General features: G+C 50.6%; 11 protein-coding genes. 8 read left to right on the top strand and 3 right to left on the bottom strand.

The features are described from left to right. Positions 1–97: 97 nt before the first annotated feature. The 3 genes from AC6R10_RS10840 to erpA all read right to left on the bottom strand — a co-directional run bounded on the left by AC6R10_RS10840 (position 98) and on the right by erpA (position 4882). A complete protein-coding gene (locus AC6R10_RS10840) occupies positions 98–3187 on the bottom strand; it encodes an efflux RND transporter permease subunit (RefSeq protein ID WP_500672241.1) in 3090 nt (1029 codons plus the stop codon). Positions 3188–3196: 9 nt separating this feature from the next. Further along, positions 3197–4306 (bottom strand): efflux RND transporter periplasmic adaptor subunit, encoded by a 1110-nt coding sequence (locus AC6R10_RS10845; protein ID WP_500672242.1) that lies wholly within the window; start codon positions 4304–4306, stop codon positions 3197–3199. A gap of 234 nt (positions 4307–4540) precedes the next feature. Then, positions 4541–4882 (bottom strand): iron-sulfur cluster insertion protein ErpA, encoded by a 342-nt coding sequence (gene erpA, locus AC6R10_RS10850; RefSeq protein ID WP_038137912.1) that lies wholly within the window; start codon positions 4880–4882, stop codon positions 4541–4543. A gap of 252 nt (positions 4883–5134) precedes the next feature. Between erpA and hemL the strand changes: the two genes are divergently transcribed. From hemL to AC6R10_RS10890, 8 genes are all read left to right on the top strand, one after another. Further along, positions 5135–6427, top strand: coding sequence for a glutamate-1-semialdehyde 2,1-aminomutase (hemL, locus tag AC6R10_RS10855; RefSeq protein WP_500632733.1), 1293 nt, complete (start codon positions 5135–5137; stop codon positions 6425–6427). A 312-nt stretch (positions 6428–6739) separates the two neighbouring features. Next, entirely contained in the window at positions 6740–7825 is a 1086-nt protein-coding gene (locus AC6R10_RS10860; protein ID WP_334553983.1) for an AI-2E family transporter, read from the top strand. An 89-nt stretch (positions 7826–7914) separates the two neighbouring features. Beyond that, positions 7915–8949 (top strand): 16S rRNA (guanine(1207)-N(2))-methyltransferase RsmC, encoded by a 1035-nt coding sequence (gene rsmC, locus AC6R10_RS10865; protein WP_500672243.1) that lies wholly within the window; start codon positions 7915–7917, stop codon positions 8947–8949. A 164-nt stretch (positions 8950–9113) separates the two neighbouring features. Next, positions 9114–12500 carry a response regulator gene (locus AC6R10_RS10870; protein ID WP_500672244.1) on the top strand — a complete coding sequence of 1129 codons (3387 nt, stop codon included), beginning with the start codon at positions 9114–9116 and terminating at the stop codon, positions 12498–12500. 639 nt (positions 12501–13139) lie between these two features. Continuing rightward, on the top strand, positions 13140–14822 hold the full coding sequence (locus AC6R10_RS10875; RefSeq protein WP_334568394.1) for an ABC transporter substrate-binding protein: 1683 nt from the start codon (positions 13140–13142) through the stop codon (positions 14820–14822). Positions 14823–14996: 174 nt separating this feature from the next. Further along, on the top strand, positions 14997–15983 hold the full coding sequence (locus AC6R10_RS10880; protein WP_334553976.1) for an ABC transporter permease: 987 nt from the start codon (positions 14997–14999) through the stop codon (positions 15981–15983). A gap of 2 nt (positions 15984–15985) precedes the next feature. Next, positions 15986–17011, top strand: coding sequence for an ABC transporter permease (locus AC6R10_RS10885; RefSeq protein ID WP_334568393.1), 1026 nt, complete (start codon positions 15986–15988; stop codon positions 17009–17011). A 2-nt stretch (positions 17012–17013) separates the two neighbouring features. After that, a complete protein-coding gene (locus AC6R10_RS10890) occupies positions 17014–17997 on the top strand; it encodes an ABC transporter ATP-binding protein (RefSeq protein WP_334553972.1) in 984 nt (327 codons plus the stop codon). Positions 17998–18004 lie beyond the last annotated feature (7 nt).

Consider the following 18004-nt stretch of genomic DNA (forward strand, 5'->3'; position numbering starts at 1 on the left):
AACAAGAAAAACGGGCTGCATCGCTTTAGGAAAATCCGAAAGCGATGCAGCCCGTTTTTGTTATCGCTACCATGTATAGCGTTACGCTTGTATGGCGTTACTCTTCGATTTTGTGCTCGCGGCCGAGCATCAACAAACACGGCGTCAGCACCAAGGTTAATACCGTTGCGAAGGCCAGACCTCCGGCTACCGCCGTCGCGAGTTGTGACCACCACTGCGTACTCGGCGCGCCAAACTCAACCTTCTGATTGAGCAGATCAATGTTCATTTCCAGCACCATCGGCAGCAAACCAAGAATGGTCGTGACTGTGGTCAACATTACTGGACGCAGCCTTTGCACGCCGGTGCGCAAGATCGCTTCGCGTTTTTCCAAACCGCGTTTGCGCAGCTGATTGAAGGTATCAATCAAAACAATGTTGTTGTTCACCACTATACCCGCCAACGCTATCACACCAATGCCCGACATAATGACGCCAAACGGTTTTTGGAACACGATCAACCCGGCAAACACGCCTACCGTGGAGAAAAGAACCGCACTGAGGATCAAAAACGCTTGGTAGAAGCTATTGAACTGGGTGATCAAAATCAGCGCCATCACCACCAGCGCCACCATAAAAGCTTGCTGAAGGAAGGCCGATGAGTTTTCTTGCTCTTCGTTCTGCCCGCGAATTTTAAACTCAACACCAGAAGGTAAATCCAAGCTGGCTAATGCTTGATTCACTTTAGGCAGTTCCAGCGCCAAGTTGTAGCCTTCACGGATATCGGCAAAGATGTTGATCACTCGGTGGCCATCAATACGGCGAATCGTATCTTGCTTATGATTCGGGATAATGCTGGCAAAGTTAGTGATCGGCACCATGCCTGCCGCGGTTTTGACTTTCAATTGGTCAAAGCGGCCAATATCGCGCTTCTCTGCTGGGTAGCGCACTAAGATATCGACCTCTTCGTTCGCATCATCGGGCAAGTAATCACCCAACTTGAGACCATTGGTAACAAACTGCACCGTATTGCCGACCAGCGTAGCGTCCGCAAGAAAACGTGACGCATCATCACGGCGGATATCAATTTGCCAATCAATCCCCTCTTTACTGGAGGTATCACTGACGTTAGTGAAAGCCTCGTAGCCATCGGCCCAGTGACGGACCACTTTGGCCGCCGAGTCGAGTTCGGTCGGGATTCGCGCGGACATTTCGATCACCAAATCGTGCTCAACTGGCGGGCCCGCATCGGGAAATTTGTACTCAATCTCAACGCCGGCGTAGTGATCGGTTTGCGCTTTCAACTCTTCAATAATGGTTTTGACTTTACGACGGTATTGCCAGTCCACCGGTGTGATTTGGATCTGTCCAATTTCATCATCGCCACCGGTTTTGGTATAGACGCTTTCAAACTCATCATGACCGAGCATCACCGCTTCGATATCACGCATAATGACGTCTTTCTCATCCAACGAGAGATCGCCATAAGAGCGTACTTTCACCGTGAAAAATGGCGGATCAACCTCAGGGAAGAACTCCGCCCCTAAGCCCGCTTTTGAGTACGCAAAGCCCACCCCCACCGAGAGTAAAATGGCGCTGAGCAGAATTTTCAACGGATGTTTTAGAGCAATATCCAGCGTGTGATAGTAAAGCTTAGTAATACCGGTCGCTTGGCTAAAATCACCCTCGTGCAGCGCAACCATCTTCTCTCGCTGCGCTTTCGTCACATTTTGTGGACGTCCAATCAAACTGCCGAGCACAGGGACAAACAGCAGTGCCATTGCCAAAGAAGCCGCTAAGGTAGCGATCAAGGTCAAAGGCAGATACTTCATAAACTCACCGGTAATGTCTGGCCAAAACAGCAGCGGTGCAAACGCCGCTAAGGTGGTCGCTGTCGACGCTGTGATGGGCCACGCCATGCGCTTGGCCGCATCACGATATGCATCGCGCTTTGGCGTCCCTTCCTGCATCCGTCTGTCAGCGAACTCGGTGACCACAATGGCCCCGTCGACCAACATACCGACTGCCATAATCAGTGAAAACAGCACCACAATGTTAACCGTGAGGCCAAACACTGATAGCACCAACAAACCGGTTAGAAACGAGCCCGGTATCGACACCCCCACCAGCAAGGCGGTACGCACGCCAAGAATGGCGATGATCACTATCACCACCAAAATGATCGCCGACATGATGTTGTTTTGCAGATCATTGAGCATCATTTTGACATCATCAGACTGGTCGTAGGTGTATTTGACCAGCAGATTACTTGGCCACTCATCGCGTTGCTGCGCTTCGCTCATCACGGCTTTGACCAGTGCCACGGTATCGATGATGTTCTCCCCAGCACGCTTTTTCACATCCAACACAATGGCAGATTTGCCATCTAACCGCGCGTAACTCTCTGGGTCACGAAATGCGCGGCGCACCGTTGCCACATCGCCAAAGGTAATCACTTGCTTGCCATCGACTTTGACCGGCAGCTCAAGCACATCCTTTAACGAGTCGAACACCGACGGCACCTTGACCGAAAAGCGGCCATAGCCGGTATCAACAAAACCGGCAGCGACCACGCGGTTATTCAGCGCTATCAGGTTATAAATATCCGCTTGATCCAGCCCGTAGCTTTCCATCAATAAGGGATCGACAATGATCTCGACGATGTCTTCGCGATCCCCGGCAATGTCGACCTCCAGAATCTGTCGATAGCTCTCTAGCTTATCTCGTAACTGACGGGCGATTTGAACAATGGTTCGCTCAGGTACGGTGCCATACAGCACCACGGTCAACGCGGGCTCTTCAGAGGCCAATGTCACTTCGTTGACCGTAGGCTCATCACTGTCTGCGGGCAATTTAGGTTTAGCCAAATCCACCGCTTCACGTACGTCCGCCATTGCTTTGTTTAAATCCACGCCGACACTGAACTCCAGCATCACTGACGCATGCCCTTCTGATGCGGTTGAGGTCATCTCTTTGACCCCTTCAATGGCGCGCAGCTCTTGCTCTATTGGGCGCACTAACAAGCGCTCCGCATCGGTGGGCGAAATGCCTTGGTGACCGACGGACACATAGATAATAGGAATAGTGATGTCAGGGCTCGACTCTTTTGGGATGGTGACATACGTCATCACACCAGCGACCAAAATAAACAGCAATAACACCAACATGGTACGCGTACGCGACAGCGCCGCATCAATCACGGATAACATAGTGCGCCCCTATTGCTGTGTGGTGGAAGAGTCTGAAGAGGACGATCGCGCCACCGCATTCACTTCATCACCGTCACGCACAAACCCTTGCCCAACAGTAATGATGTCAACCCGCTCACCTAGGCCCGTGAGCCATACGCCATCTTGCTCTGCCTTAACCAGTTGAATCGGGACAAACTTCACCCGCTTGCCCTGCAAGGTCTTCACACCCAAATTGCCAGCTTCGTCGAGTGCCAACATGGCCGGCGTCACTTTGACGGCCAACTGCTCTGTAAGATTCAAGGTCACTTCTGCGCTCACCCCCGCAGGGATCGCTTGCTTGGGATTCTCTAGCTCGATTTCAATTGGAAACGTATTGGTAGAGGCGGAAGAGACACGGGAGATATAGCGAATCTTGCCAACCAACTGATCGCCATGAATTAAGCTCACTTGCGCTTCTTGATCGAGAGACAGATCGCGAATATGCCGCTCGCTCACATCCGCTTCGATGACCAATCGCTCAAGATCAATCAAGGTCGCCACGGGGTCGCCAATACCAACAAAATCCCCCTGTTCAATAAAGAGGTGATCCACAATGCCATTGAACGGCGCGCGCACGGATGTGTTCGCCAGCGAGGTTTTGACATTGCTGACCATTGCCTTAGCTTCCACCAGCGCCGCTTGAGCAGTGGTAAACGCCACTTCCCCTTGCAGCCCTCTGTCTTTGAGCGATTGCGCAGCTTTGTACTCTTTCTCTCTCACTTGCAACATTGCCTGCGCTCGTTCGAGTTGAATACCGAGATCGGCCTTATCAATCAGACCAATCACCTGACCTTGGGTGACTGACTGACCTTTCTCAACCTGAAGTGAGACGATTTTACCGGCAATCTCAGCCCCTAAACGTGCTTGCTTGTTCGGTGCAGTGCGTCCATACAATTCAATGGTTTTGTGGGTATTTTGCGCCTCGAATGTCTGATAAGAAACCTTAGCAAGAGGAATGGGCGGCGCCGCACTGGCTGTTTCGGCTTCGTCCGCATTGGTCGCCCCCATGCCTAACCACACCGATAATCCGATCACAATCATCAGTGACACCAAGTAGGGTCTGACCGCGAAAAACCGCAACAGAGAGAATCTAGCCATGACAGTCCTTTGAGTTTTATTTTGTCGTGTTAATTTAGGATATAAATTAACCACATAAAAAGAAAACAGTGTGACAAGGATATTTAGCTGAGATCTCAGTTTCAGGAAAACGCCCCGTTTTACGGGATTGTCAGCGTTAAAATCAAACAGGCAAAAGCATTCTCATAAAACCATGCTAAAAAAACAAAGGCTGCTCAATCGGCAGCCTTTGTCGGTAGGAAAAGGAGTATGGGGTTACACGCTAAAAGACGCACCACAACCGCAGGTCGTAGTCGCATTCGGGTTATTAACGAAAAAGCGCGAGCCTTCCAACCCTTCTGTATAGTCAACTTGACCACCGACCAAGTATTGCAAACTCATCGGATCCACCACTAAGGTCACGCCGCTATTCACAATGGTGGTGTCGCCTTCGTTAACACTCTCATCAAAAGTGAAACCGTATTGGAAGCCGCTACAGCCGCCCCCGGTGATGTAGACGCGCAGTTTTAGGTTTGGGTTTTCTTCTTCTGCAATCAGAGCACCAACTCGCTTCGCTGCGGCATCAGAAAATGTTAGTGGGATATTTACTTCGCTCACGATGACCTCTCTCACTCGTGTCAACCCAACAGCTTTCGCGCTGGATGGTTCATCTTTATATAATAGCCACGATTATCTAATACCTGAGTGAAGCGTTCAAGTATTCACCATCTTTGCCCGAGTATTTTTAACAATTTCGCCGCTTCGTGATGAAAAACTCCCCGTTCTGTGGTGGAAAGCGTTTTAATCGCATCAGTGGGGCAGGTACAATGCGAGGCAAATTGGTCCGAGCAATCAGAAGAGGATATCCCAATGACCAAATCAGCCGAACTGTATCAAAAGGCACAGCAAACAATCCCAGGCGGCGTGAACTCTCCCGTTCGTGCGTTTAATGGCGTGGGCGGAGCACCGATTTTTATCGAGCGAGCCGATGGCCCTTTGATTTTTGATGCGGATGGCAAAGCGTACATCGACTACGTTGGCTCTTGGGGTCCAATGATTCTTGGTCACAACCATGTGGCGATTCGTGATGCCGTGATCACCGCAGCGCAGCGCGGTCTCAGCTTTGGTGCGCCGACGGAAATGGAAATCACCATGGCGGAATTGGTCAGCGAGTTGGTGCCATCAATGGAACAAGTGCGCATGGTCAGCTCTGGTACTGAAGCAACCATGAGTGCGATTCGTCTTGCGCGTGGCTTCACTGGCCGAGACAAAATCATCAAGTTTGAAGGTTGCTACCACGGTCATGCCGACAGCTTGCTGGTCAAAGCCGGCTCTGGTGCGCTGACACTCGGTCAACCAAGCTCGCCTGGCGTTCCGGCCGATTTTGCCAAGCACACCCTAACAGCAACGTTTAACGACCTTGATTCTGTACGCGAACTGTTTGCAGCCAACCCAGGTGAGATCGCCTGTATTATCGTTGAGCCTGTGGCAGGCAACATGAACTGTATTCCACCTGTTGATGGCTTCCATGAAGGGCTGCGTGAGATTTGTGATCAAGAAGGTGCCTTACTGATTTTTGATGAGGTCATGACAGGTTTCCGCGTTGCCCTTGGCGGCGCACAAGGCCACTACAACATCAAACCAGACCTCACCACACTGGGTAAAGTGATCGGTGGCGGTATGCCTGTGGGCGCCTTTGGTGGCCGCAAAGACGTCATGCAATACATTGCGCCAACAGGGCCGGTTTACCAAGCGGGCACACTGTCTGGCAACCCAGTCGCGATGGCAGCGGGTTACGCCTGTTTGTCGGTTCTGCGTGAAGAGGGCAATGAAAAACGCCTAGCAGCAAAAACTAAGCAACTGGCTGACGGCTTTAAAGCGTTGGCTGCCGAGCACGGCATTCCGCTGCTGGTCAATCAAGTCGGCGGCATGTTCGGTTTCTTCTTTACCGATCAAGAACGCATCACCTGCTACGAAGATGTGACACGCTGTGACATCGAGCGATTTAAGCGCTTCTTCCACTTGATGTTAGAACACGGCGTCTACCTTGCCCCATCGGCGTTCGAAGCGAGCTTCACCTCCCTCGCTCACGGCAGCAAAGAGATCGAAGCAACGCTTGAAGCGGCGGATCGCTGTTTCGCTCAGCTTGCGCAAGAAGCCTAATCGCATCTAGGCGGCGTTGCGCCCCTAATGAAAGGCAAAGAGAAAGGCTGCATCGCGCAGCCTTTTTTATGCCCGTAGAATCATCGCCAAAAGAAGAGCACGGTGACCACCAGCGCGAGTATCAACAGACCAAACCAAGAGAGTCCACGACGCTTTGCGCGCGTAGGGCAATCACCGTTCTCATTATTACAACAGCCCATCATTTTTCTCCTTACATCGCAGCCTTAACCGGCGCCCGTGCACGTTAGTGATTGAAGCTTGAAGGGTTTAACGCCATTATACGACTACCTTGTTGCATAAATGGACGTCATCGTGTCAAACAAAGTTACCATCACTTCGAGTCATTGGGTATTGATCCTCGCCTTGTTAGCGGCCGGATTTGCGTGCTATCTGTTAGTCGAACCCTACGTCAACTCCATCGTCATGGCGTTTATCATCTCCATCCTCATGTTGCCGATTCATCAGGCTCTTGAGCGTAAAATGCCCAAGCACAACAATGTCGTCGCCCTGCTCTCCTGCGTGATTTTGACCTTCATTATCGTCGTCCCTCTGCTGTTTGTGTTTGCTGCGATTGTGCAGCAAGGCTCGGCCTTTTCACAAAACGTCTATCAATGGGTCACGCAAGGTGGGATTCAAGCGCTGTTTGAGCATCCTTGGGTTGTCAAAGGCTTATCTATCGTCAATAACTACCTCCCCTTTGATGCGATTGAGCCCTCGCAAATCGCCCAAAAAGTGGGCCAGTTTGCCACCCGTTTTGGCTCCAACTTGGTCGGCATCAGCGCGAAAATTTTAGGTGATGCCACAACCTTTTTGATGGATTTCTTCCTCATGCTGTTTGTGCTGTTTTTCTTACTGCGCGATCGCGAGAAGATCATTGGCGCCATTCGTCATATCCTGCCGCTTTCACGCAGCCAAGAAGACAAATTGCTTGATGAGATAGAACAAGTATCCAAATCCGCCGTAATGGGGTCGTTTTTAACCGCTATTGCGCAAGGGGTAGCAGGCGGCATCGGCATGTGGTTGGCGGGATTCCCGGGTTTGTTCTGGGGCACCATGATGGGGTTTGCATCGTTTATCCCCGTCGTCGGTACTGCGCTGATTTGGATTCCTGCCGTGAGCTACCTATTTTTAAGTGGCGATACCACTTGGGCGATTTTCCTCACGGTGTGGAGCGTTGCGGTGGTGGGCTCCATCGATAACTTACTCAGACCTTTGCTGATGCAAGGCAGCGCGGGGATGAACACGCTCATGATCTTTTTCTCCCTGCTTGGCGGCATCCATCTATTTGGTTTGATTGGCTTAATCTACGGTCCGCTGATCTTTGCGGTGACTATGGTGCTGTTCAACATCTATGAGGAAGAGTTTCAAGACTTTCTCGATCGCCAAGATCAAAACTGACCTCCGGCCCAACGCTTAGTATGACTGGGTGCTTGGTATCATCGGGGGATTGTGCGAAAATCCCCCGTCTTTTTCCGTCAGAGCTCATTATGTCTGCTTACATCGCGCCTAGCCAAATTGCCCAACGTCAACTCGCTTACTTTGAAGGTAAACACGTCTTAGTGGCAGGAGAATCCGAAGATCTCTTTCCCATTGAGTTAGCCAACCACTGCCAATCGGTCACCGTATTCACCACCCACTATGGCTACTATCGCCAGTTGAATGCGCATACCGCCATAGATTGTCAGTTTGGCGTGCAATACGAACCCAAAGACGAGAATAAAGCGCCAGCGGATTTAGTGCTGCTGTACTGGCCAAAAGCCAAAGCGGAAGCAGAATACCTACTGGCAATGTTGATGGCCCAATTGGGTGAAGGGTGCGAAATCGTCGTTGTTGGGGAAAATCGCTCAGGCATTAAAAGCATCGAAAAAATGTTCAAGCCCTACGGCACAATCCGCAAATATGACTCAGCGCGCCGCTGCTCCTTCTATTGGGGTCAATGCACGCAAACTCCCCCAGCGTTTCAATTGGACGCTTGGTTTAAGCGCTATGAAGTGAGCTACCAAGAGACGCGCCTGACGATCCACAGTTTGCCTGGGGTATTCAGTCACGGTGAGTTTGATATTGGCAGCCAACTGCTGCTTGATACCCTGCCGCCACTCAGCGGAAAAGTACTCGACTTTGGTTGTGGCGCGGGCGTGATTGGCAGCGTGATGGCTGCACTCAACCCTGGTATAGAGCTAGAGATGTGTGACATCAGCGCCCTGGCCGTGGCATCAAGCCAAGCGACCTTAGCCGCCAATGGTTTAACCGGGCGTGTGTTTGCATCCGATATCTACTCTGATACCGATGATGACTATCAATTTATCATCAGCAACCCACCGTTCCACTCAGGCCTTGATACCAGTTACAGTGCTACCGAAACCTTACTTGAGCAAGCACCCACTCACCTTAATCGCCAAGGGGCGCTGTTTATTGTCGCCAATAGCTTTCTCAAGTACCCGCCGATCATCGACGCCGCTTTCGGTAAATGCGAGACACTAAATAAGACCAACAAGTTCGCTATTTATCACGCCAAACGCTAGCCTATCTCGCCCAACCTCGCTCAGAAGTTGGGCTATTTTGTCCTCTTTTCGTTGAAAATGCGCCGCTAACCACGCTTTGCGGGCAACTTACTTGTCAAAGTAAAAAAACTCGTTAAATTTGTCAGTTTAAGAAATTAACGTTTTTAGCCATAAGCCCCCACGACATGTTTAAGTTGTATAAAAAGCAAAGATTTAAGCGTCTTCAAAACACGTTAATGTTGGCGTTTTTGGTACTGAGCATCACGCCGTTGACTTTAATGGCCATCTTTTTTCTCCAATCTCATACCAAAGATCTGCAAGAGCAAAGCACCTACCACCTCACCTCAGTGCGCGATACCAAACAGCAGCAGGTTGAGGATTACCTCTACGCCAAAGAGTCGGAAGTAATGGGCTTTGTTCGCTCTGAACTGGCCTACGCAAGTGGCGGGCGCTTTTACGGCTTAGTCAACGCCTTTCAAAGCTTGGGCTTGGATATTGAACAAGCACGCGAGTACGCACAAAAACGCTATATTCCTGGCTCCGGTGATCAAATCAAAACCTCCATTTTGCCTCAATCGAGTGTCTACACCGGCACTGAGCGCTATCGCCTGCTACACAAACGCTATCATTGGGCGTACCTAGAGCTGCTCAAACGCTCCGACTTTGACGACATTCTGTTGGTCGACCGCGAAGGTAATGTCACCTACTCCATTTACAAGTACGATAACTATGGCACTAACCTGCTCAGCGGCCGCTACAAAGATCAAAATCTCGGTAAAACCTTTCAAGCCCTGCGCAAGCAAGTGACCGAACGACGCAAAACCAACGAAGATTACACCCCGGTGATTATCTCTGACTTTTCGCTCGAACAAGGTCGCATGGTAGCGTGGTTTGGTGCACCTATCGTTCAACAAGGCTACCTGCACAGCTATGCGATGTTTCGCCTCCCCAATAATGGCATCACCAAACTCATCGCGGACAAAAGCAATCAGGTGGCAATCAAAACCTTATTGGTCGGCCAAGATCACCGCTCGCGCACCCTCTCTTACGATGAGAGCGAGGTCGAAAAAAGCCTTGAGGTGGTCAATTTGGCCCTAAGCGGGGAAAGTGCCGTTGGCACCTACACCAATGCCAATAACGAGTCGATGTTTGCCGCGTACACACCGATTGAAGTCAACGGCATTCATTGGGCTATGGTGGTTGAAGTGCCGATGAAGGTCGCCTTTGCTCGCGTCAATCAGTTAGAAACCCTGTTTATTCTCGCCATGTTAGGTGCCATCGTCTTAGTCGTTGTCGCCTCGCATTACCTGTCCAACTTCATCACTTCGCCGCTGCTGCAACTGACCTGGTCGGCGGAAAAAGTCTCGGCGGGCGACTTAGAAGCGGATATTAACAACACCAACCGTAAAGATGAGATTGGCCGACTTGCGGTCAGTTTCGAGCGCATGCAGCGCTCCATTCGAGAGAAAATTCAGTTAATTAAAGAGCAAAATGAAGAGCTCGAAAGCCATCTAAAACTGATCAAAAAGCAAAATGAAGAGTTACAGCTCGCCAATAAACTCAAAGATGAGTTTTTAGCCACCACCTCTCATGAACTCAGAACGCCGCTGCATGGTATGGTTGGCATCGCCGAAGCGCTGATCTCGGGCGCCAATGGCCCGATCACCTCAGATCATAAATACCAGCTAGAGATCATTATCAGCAGCGGCCAGCGTCTCGCGACCTTGGTCGACGATCTGCTCGATTACCACAAGATGCGCTATGGCAATCTCGATATTGAAACCAGCGCAGTGGATCTCTCTTCAGCCACTCGCTTAGTGCTTGAGCTCTCATCGCACCTGCTGGGCAACAAACCGATTCGAATCATCAATCAGGTCCCAGTTGAGCCAGTTTGGGTCAGTGCCGATCCGCAGCGCCTCGAACAGGTGCTCTATAACCTAATTGGCAATGCCATCAAATACACCAGCGAAGGGAAGATCGTTATCTCAGCCAGCGTGGTGGATGATCAAATACGCGTGCAGGTGGTAGATACCGGTCAAGGTATTCCCGCCGATCAACTGGAACACATTTTTGAGCCGCTCATTCAGGCAGGCAGTGACGCCCATCGATACCGCCAAGGGGCGGGGCTTGGGCTGTCTATCAGTCGTCAATTGATCGATTTAATGCACGGCAATCTGTACGTCAGCAGCCAGCCCATGGTGGGGACGACCTTCAGCTTTACGCTCCCAATGGCAAGTGAAGAACAAATTGCCCAAGCCAATCACACCGTACTGCCTCACTTTAAAGCGCCTGATAATACTGAGATTGAGCTGCCTGAAGTCTCGAGCTTGCCAGAAAATCCAGACGGGCCGTTACTACTGGTGGTCGATGATGAACCGGTCAACTTGCGGGTGCTTGATAGCTTCCTGCGCCTTGAAGGCTATCGTGTACGCTGCGCGAAAGATGGCCAAGAAGCGTTGGAAGCCTTGGATGCAGAGCCACCACAACTGTTGCTGCTCGACATCATGATGCCAGGCATGAACGGCTATCAGGTGTGTGAAAAAGTACGTCAACAGTACGATCACGCCGCGCTGCCGGTGATCATGTTGACGGCGCTTAACCAAAGCGACGATCGCGTCAAAGGCTTCAATGCGGGCGCGAATGACTACCTATCCAAACCTTTCAACAAGCAAGAGTTGGCGGCACGCATTCAAGCCCACTTGACCGCCAGTAAAGCGGAGCTGCGTCGACAAGAGAACCAGCAGCTGCAAATCGAGTTAAAACGACGGGCAGCGGTCGAAGCCAGCTTACTGGAAACGCAAGGACGACTGCTCGAGCAACTTGAATCGGCCCCTGAAGCCATCATTTGTGTGCGTGAAGATGGCAAAGTGCGCTTTGCCAATGAAGCGGCTTCACGCCTCTTCCGCCGCTCTGCGGAGCAGCTCAAACGCTCAAACGCAGACGAGCTTATTGCGCCAAAATACCTTAGTGTCAAACAAGATCACTACTGCGGCACTATCGATGTCTATGTAGAAGATGTTCGTCAGCATATCTCCGCCGACATCCTGCGTATGCCTGAGGGCTCCGACCTGCGCGCCATGTACATCTTCAATGTGGGTGGCAGTGTCAATGCCACTCGTATCCACAACCTAGAGACGGCCATTGAGGCACTCTCTACCTTTGCCTTTGAAGGCGACAAGGCCAAACTGCAAGAACTCAAAGAGCTCGGTGGCGAATTTACTCGCTTAGCCGAGCGCGTCAGCGGTGACAATAAATCCAAGCAAGATCTGATGCGCGAAGTCTTGGTCGATGCCATGACTCAAGCGTTAGACTATTGGGAGAGCGTGACCGGTCAGACGAAATTCGCCTTTGCTGAACAAAGTGGGTTGTGGCGCGTCTACTTAGACCGCAGCACACTGCAAACTCGTACGTTGGACAAGTACCTGCGAGTTGAAACACTGCCTAAGACGCCACGCTGGCGCACGGTATTAAGCTCGCTCGATTACATCTTGGAGCACTGCCAGGAACGCAGTCCACAGCGCGAACATATCGAAGAATTGCGCGATAAATTGCATCACTTATTGACCAACTAAGCTTGATTGAGCCCGCTGCCTAGCGGGCTTTTTTCTGCCCTGAAAAACACCCTTTCTCACGCCTCAAACAGTTACTACACGACGTAAAAAAACCATGATAGCTAGGTTATTTCTCTCGTGTGATGCGGCAAAATATCGACGATTAACACGTTCAAATACTGGCAAGAAGGAATTTTTACGGCAGTTTGCGAAGCCAATCACAACAGAACGGCAGATTATAATTAACGAGGTAAATTAACCCAAATTAGGGCAAGTGACCAAGATCTCAATCAAATCCAGCTCCGTCAACAAGCCTTTATTAGAATAGATAGAGCGATAGTACGCACTTACAAACAAACCAAGCCTGGCGCTTTTATGCGATAAACTTCAAAGCAATAAATTGATTAAAATTAAAACAATTGCCGTGTTTTTTAACGGTTTTAACGAGTCATTGATTCGTTTTAACGTTTTTAACGGGAAAGAGGATTGCACGTTTTCCGCTTCCGGTGTTTTCTTACTGTGCCTAAGGCCTACAGGCCACTCTGGCTGACTGGGTCCTCCGTCTTGGTCAGCACCAATCTGAGGTAGGCCTTAGTGAGTGTTTATCAATTGATGACATTCCAACCATTGTGAAATGAAAGCAAATAGTAAGGAACAGCTATGCTTGCCAACATTAAGAAAACAGCACTAGCAACCGCGATTATCGCAACTGCAACTACAGGTTTTGCATCAGTAGCAACAGCGGCAGAGCGCAGTGAGCTAACCGTCCACCCTAAAGAGTTCACGACCTTTGTTCGTAACTTCAACCCGTACCTAGGTGCGACCAACCTTCACACCACAACAGACTTCATGTACGAGCCACTCGTTGTCTTCAATGAGATGCACGGCAACACACCTGTGTTCCGTTTGGCAGAAGCGTACAAGATGTCTGACGACCTAATGAGCGTCACTTTTGACATTCGTAAAGGCGTGAAATGGTCTGATGGCGAAACATTTGACGCGAACGACGTCGTGTTCTCTTTCAACCTAGTGAAAAACAAACCTGAACTGGACCAAAGCGGTATCAACTCTTGGGTTACTGGCGTTGAGAAAATCAACGACTACCAAGTGAAATTCCGCCTAACGGAAGCGAACTCAAACGTTCCTTACGAAATTGCGAAAGTGCCTGTCGTCCCTGAGCACGTGTGGAAAGACGTCAAAGATCCTGCGACATTTACTAACGAAAACCCAGTAGGTTCAGGTCCATTTACTGAAATCGACACCTTCACCGCTCAGCTCTACATTCAGTGTGCAAACCCTAACTACTGGGATGCCGACAACCTAGAGGTTGACTGTCTACGCGTTCCACAAATCGCGAATAACGACCAATTCCTAGGTAAAGTCGTGAACGGTGAGATGGACTGGACATCATCCTTCATTCCAGACATCGATCGCACGTACGCAGCAGCAAGTCCGAATCACCAATACTGGTACCCGCCAGCGGGCACACAAGCGTTTGTCGTCAACTACAAAAACCCAGATCCTGCCAAAAACGAAGCGTTGACGAATGTTGATTTCCGTCGTGCGTTCTCAATGGCACTGGATCGTCAAACCATCATCGACATCGCGTTCTACGGCGGCGGTACAGTGAATGACTTTGCCTCTGGTCTAGGTTACGCGTTTGAAGCTTGGTCTGATGAGAGCACTCACAACAAGTACAAAGGCTACAACACGTACAATGTGGAAGGTGCGAAAGAACTTCTGAAGAAAGCGGGCTTTAAAGACGTCAACAAAGATGGCTTTGTCGACACGCCATCAGGCAAATCGTTTGAGCTATTGATTCAATCACCAAACGGCTGGACCGACTTTAACAACACGGTACAGCTTGCGGTTGAACAACTCGCAGAAGTGGGCATCAAAGCCCGTGCACGTACTCCAGACTTCTCTGTCTACAACCAAGCCATGCTTGAAGGGACATACGATGTGGCGTACACCAACTACTTCCACGGTGCAGACCCATACACTTACTGGAACAGTGCGTACAACTCAGCACTGCAATCGGGTGAAGGTATGCCGCGCTTCGCGATGCACTTCTACAAAAACGACAAGCTAGATGGACTACTCAATAGCTTCTACAAAACAGCGGACAAAAATGAGCAGCTAGAGATCGCTCACGGTATCCAGCAAATCATTGCCGCTGACCAAGTGACGATTCCTGTGATGTCTGGTGCTTACATGTACCAATACAACACCACTCGCTTCACTGGCTGGTGGAACGAAGAGAATCCAAAAGGCCGTCCAAACATTTGGGCTGGTATCCCAGAGCGTCTACTTCACGTACTGGACCTAAAACCAGTGAAATAAGTGAGTTTGCTTTGTCTTTGCGGCGTGCATCCGTACGCCGCTTAATCCCCAAAACTTTAAGTTGTTAAAGCTATGGCGCCCGTCGTCAGGGGATTTTTCGCTCAAAATTTTACGGTTTGCTTGAGCGACCTGAAACCAGAAACAGGAAAAATCTGGATAAGTAAGGTGTGAGTTATGGGTTACTTTTTAAGACGTTTGTCCTTTTATTTTGTCGCTTTGCTCGTTGCTGCGACGTTAAACTTTATTATTCCGCGCGCCATGCCAGGCGATCCCGTCACCATGATGTTTGCCAATGCATCGGTTCAAGTGACGCCTGAGCGTATCGCTGCTATGAAAGAGCTACTCGGCTTTGTCGAAGGCGGCTATCTCGCTCAGTACTACGCGTACATGAAAAACATTCTGAGCTGGGAGCTCGGTACTTCGATTCAGTTCTACCCACTATCGGTGAACAAGCTGTTGGGCAGTGCGTTCGGTTGGTCACTGTTTCTCGCGGGTACCGCGGTGGTGATTTCGTTCTCACTCGGTTCTATCTTGGGCATTTTCGCCGCCTGGAAACGAGGTAGCAAATACGATGCGTTTGTCACGCCAGGCATGCTGATCATCCAAGCGGTGCCCCAAGTGGTCATCGCCATGATCGCCATGTTTGTCTTCGCCATCGGCTTGAAATGGTTCCCGACAAGCTATGCCTATACCGCAGGCACCATTCCCGACTGGACCAGCTGGGCCTTTATTAAAGATGTCGCCTATCACGCGGTTCTCCCCCTATTTTGTGCCTCTATCGTTCAGATCGGTGGTTTCTTGGTCAACATGCGTAACAACATGATCAACCTACTCGCCGAAGATTACATCACCATGGCGAAAGGAAAAGGGCTGAGCGAGAACCGAGTGGTCTTCAACTACGCGGCACGTAATGCGCTCTTGCCAAGTGTTACCGCACTTTCGATGGCATTGGGTATGGCTATCGGTGGTCAGTTGATCATCGAAATCATCTTCAACTACCCCGGTCTTGGCTCTGTGCTATTTAACGCCATCAAAGCGCGTGACTACCAAGTGCTGCAAGGTCAGCTCCTGATCATGACGTTGTTTATGCTGTTCTTTAACCTTCTTGCCGACATGCTGTATGTCGTGCTCGATCCTCGCCTACGTAAGGGAGGGAAATAATCATGAAAGGTTTCTTTAAACTGATCGTTGGCAACCCGATTGCGCTCGTTGGCTGCATTATTTTGAGCCTGTTCCTATTTATCGCCCTCGCCGCGCCCATGCTGACCAAGCATGCGCCAGACAAACGTTCGGGCAACCCGCATGAGTACCCCTCTTTTGTGGTTAAAGCTGCGCAGAGCAACCCTGAAGGTTGGGTGGCTGAAAACCTCGCCACGGATCGCCGCACGCTGATCATGTCGAAAAAGGCGGATCATGTCATGGGCACCACACGTATGGGCCGCGATGTTTGGTCTCAGTTTGTCCACGGCGCTCGCGTTTCACTGGCGGTTGGCTTTGGCGCAGGGATCACCGTCTGCTTTCTTGCCACCATCATCGGTATCTCTGCAGGCTACTTTGGTGGGCGCATTGATGACTTCCTCACTGCCGCAATGAACATCATGCTGGTTATCCCACAATACCCATTGCTGTTTGTTCTTGCCGCCTTCATCGGTGAAGCAGGCCCGCTAACGATTGCGCTCATTATCGGCTTTACCGCCTGGGCGTGGGGCGCGAGGGTGATACGCTCGCAAACCTTAGCATTGCGTGAGAAAGAGTTCGTCAAAGCAGCGGAAGTGTTGGGTGAGTCCTCTTGGCGCATCATTTTCGTCGAGATTTTGCCAAACCTTATCCCCATTGTTGGCGCTAGCTTCATTGGCTCAGTGATGTACGCCATCATGATGGAAGCGACCATCTCCTTCCTGGGTCTTGGTGACCCGAACACGGTCAGCTGGGGCATCATGCTCTACAACGTCCAGACTTCCTCCTCGATGCTGATTGGCGCTTGGTGGGAACTGCTGGCTCCGTGTGCGGCGCTTGTACTGCTTGTGACTGGCCTTGCCCTGCTTAACTTTGCTGTTGATGAAATTGCTAACCCGCAACTTCGTTCCCACAAAGGTATGAAGCGCTGGAAGAAACTAGCCGAGCAAGACAAGAAAGAGCGTAAACCTGAGCTCGAACCTCAACCTGCAATCTGGAGCGGAGACAAATAATCATGACAGCACCTCTCATTTCTATCCGCAACTTATGCGTTGATTACATCACAGCCGCCGGTGACGTGCGCGCCTGTAATGATGTCAGCTTCGATATTGCTCCGGGCGAGGTCTTCGGTCTCGCCGGCGAATCGGGCTGTGGTAAATCCACTGTCGCTTTCTCGCTCATGCGCCTGCACAAGCCGCCCGCGTTTATTACCGGTGGCGAGGTGATCTTCAACGGTGAAAACATCCTCAAATACAGCGATGACAGAATGCAGTCGTTCCGCTGGAGCGAGATGTCGATGGTCTTCCAAAGCGCCATGAACGCACTCAACCCCGTGTTGACCATGGAAGAGCAGTTTTGCGATGTGATCATGCGCCACACCAATATGACGCGTGAACAAGCCAGACGCCGCGCCGAAGGCTTGTTGGAGATCGTCGATATTCACCCAAGTCGCCTGACCGACTACCCTCACCAGTTCTCTGGTGGCATGCGTCAGCGTCTGGTTATTGCGATCGCTCTCGCGTTGAATCCAAAAATGATCATCATGGATGAGCCTACCACAGCGCTTGATGTGGTAGTGCAACGCGAAATCTTGCAAAAGATCTACGCACTGAAAGAGGAATTCGGTTTCTCTATTTTGTTCATTACTCATGATTTGTCCCTGATGGTCGAGTTCTCTGACCGTATCGGCATCATGTATTCCGGTGAACTGATTGAAGTCGCACCTTCAAAACAAATTCTTGAAAGTCCATACCACCCTTACACCAAGGGGTTGGGTAGCTCTTTCCCTCCGTTAACCGGGCCGAAAACCAAATTGACGGGCATTCCTGGTAACCCACTCAACTTGTTGGAGATCCCGCAAGGTTGTCGCTTCCAAGCGCGCTGTGATCGTGTCCATGACACCTGCACCCGCAAAGCGACCTCACTGCGAGAAATCGAGCCAAGTCGTTTCTCAAACTGCCACCTATACGGTGAGCCCATTGCGCAAGCAAAGTTGTAACGAATTG

Source organism: Vibrio sp. R12-SG2-ISO1 (assembly GCF_059834045.1).

What these genes read in the sequence shown, in the direction of transcription:
- AC6R10_RS10840 (WP_500672241.1), bottom strand. Translation starts at nt 3,187, where the DNA reads ATGTTATCCGTGATTGATGCGGCGCTGTCGCGTACGCGTACCATGTTG.
- AC6R10_RS10845 (WP_500672242.1), bottom strand. Translation starts at nt 4,306, where the DNA reads ATGGCTAGATTCTCTCTGTTGCGGTTTTTCGCGGTCAGACCCTACTTG.
- hemL (WP_500632733.1), top strand. Translation starts at nt 5,135, where the DNA reads ATGACCAAATCAGCCGAACTGTATCAAAAGGCACAGCAAACAATCCCA.
- rsmC (WP_500672243.1), top strand. Translation starts at nt 7,915, where the DNA reads ATGTCTGCTTACATCGCGCCTAGCCAAATTGCCCAACGTCAACTCGCT.
- AC6R10_RS10870 (WP_500672244.1), top strand. Translation starts at nt 9,114, where the DNA reads ATGTTTAAGTTGTATAAAAAGCAAAGATTTAAGCGTCTTCAAAACACG.
- AC6R10_RS10875 (WP_334568394.1), top strand. Translation starts at nt 13,140, where the DNA reads ATGCTTGCCAACATTAAGAAAACAGCACTAGCAACCGCGATTATCGCA.
- AC6R10_RS10880 (WP_334553976.1), top strand. Translation starts at nt 14,997, where the DNA reads ATGGGTTACTTTTTAAGACGTTTGTCCTTTTATTTTGTCGCTTTGCTC.
- AC6R10_RS10885 (WP_334568393.1), top strand. Translation starts at nt 15,986, where the DNA reads ATGAAAGGTTTCTTTAAACTGATCGTTGGCAACCCGATTGCGCTCGTT.
- AC6R10_RS10890 (WP_334553972.1), top strand. Translation starts at nt 17,014, where the DNA reads ATGACAGCACCTCTCATTTCTATCCGCAACTTATGCGTTGATTACATC.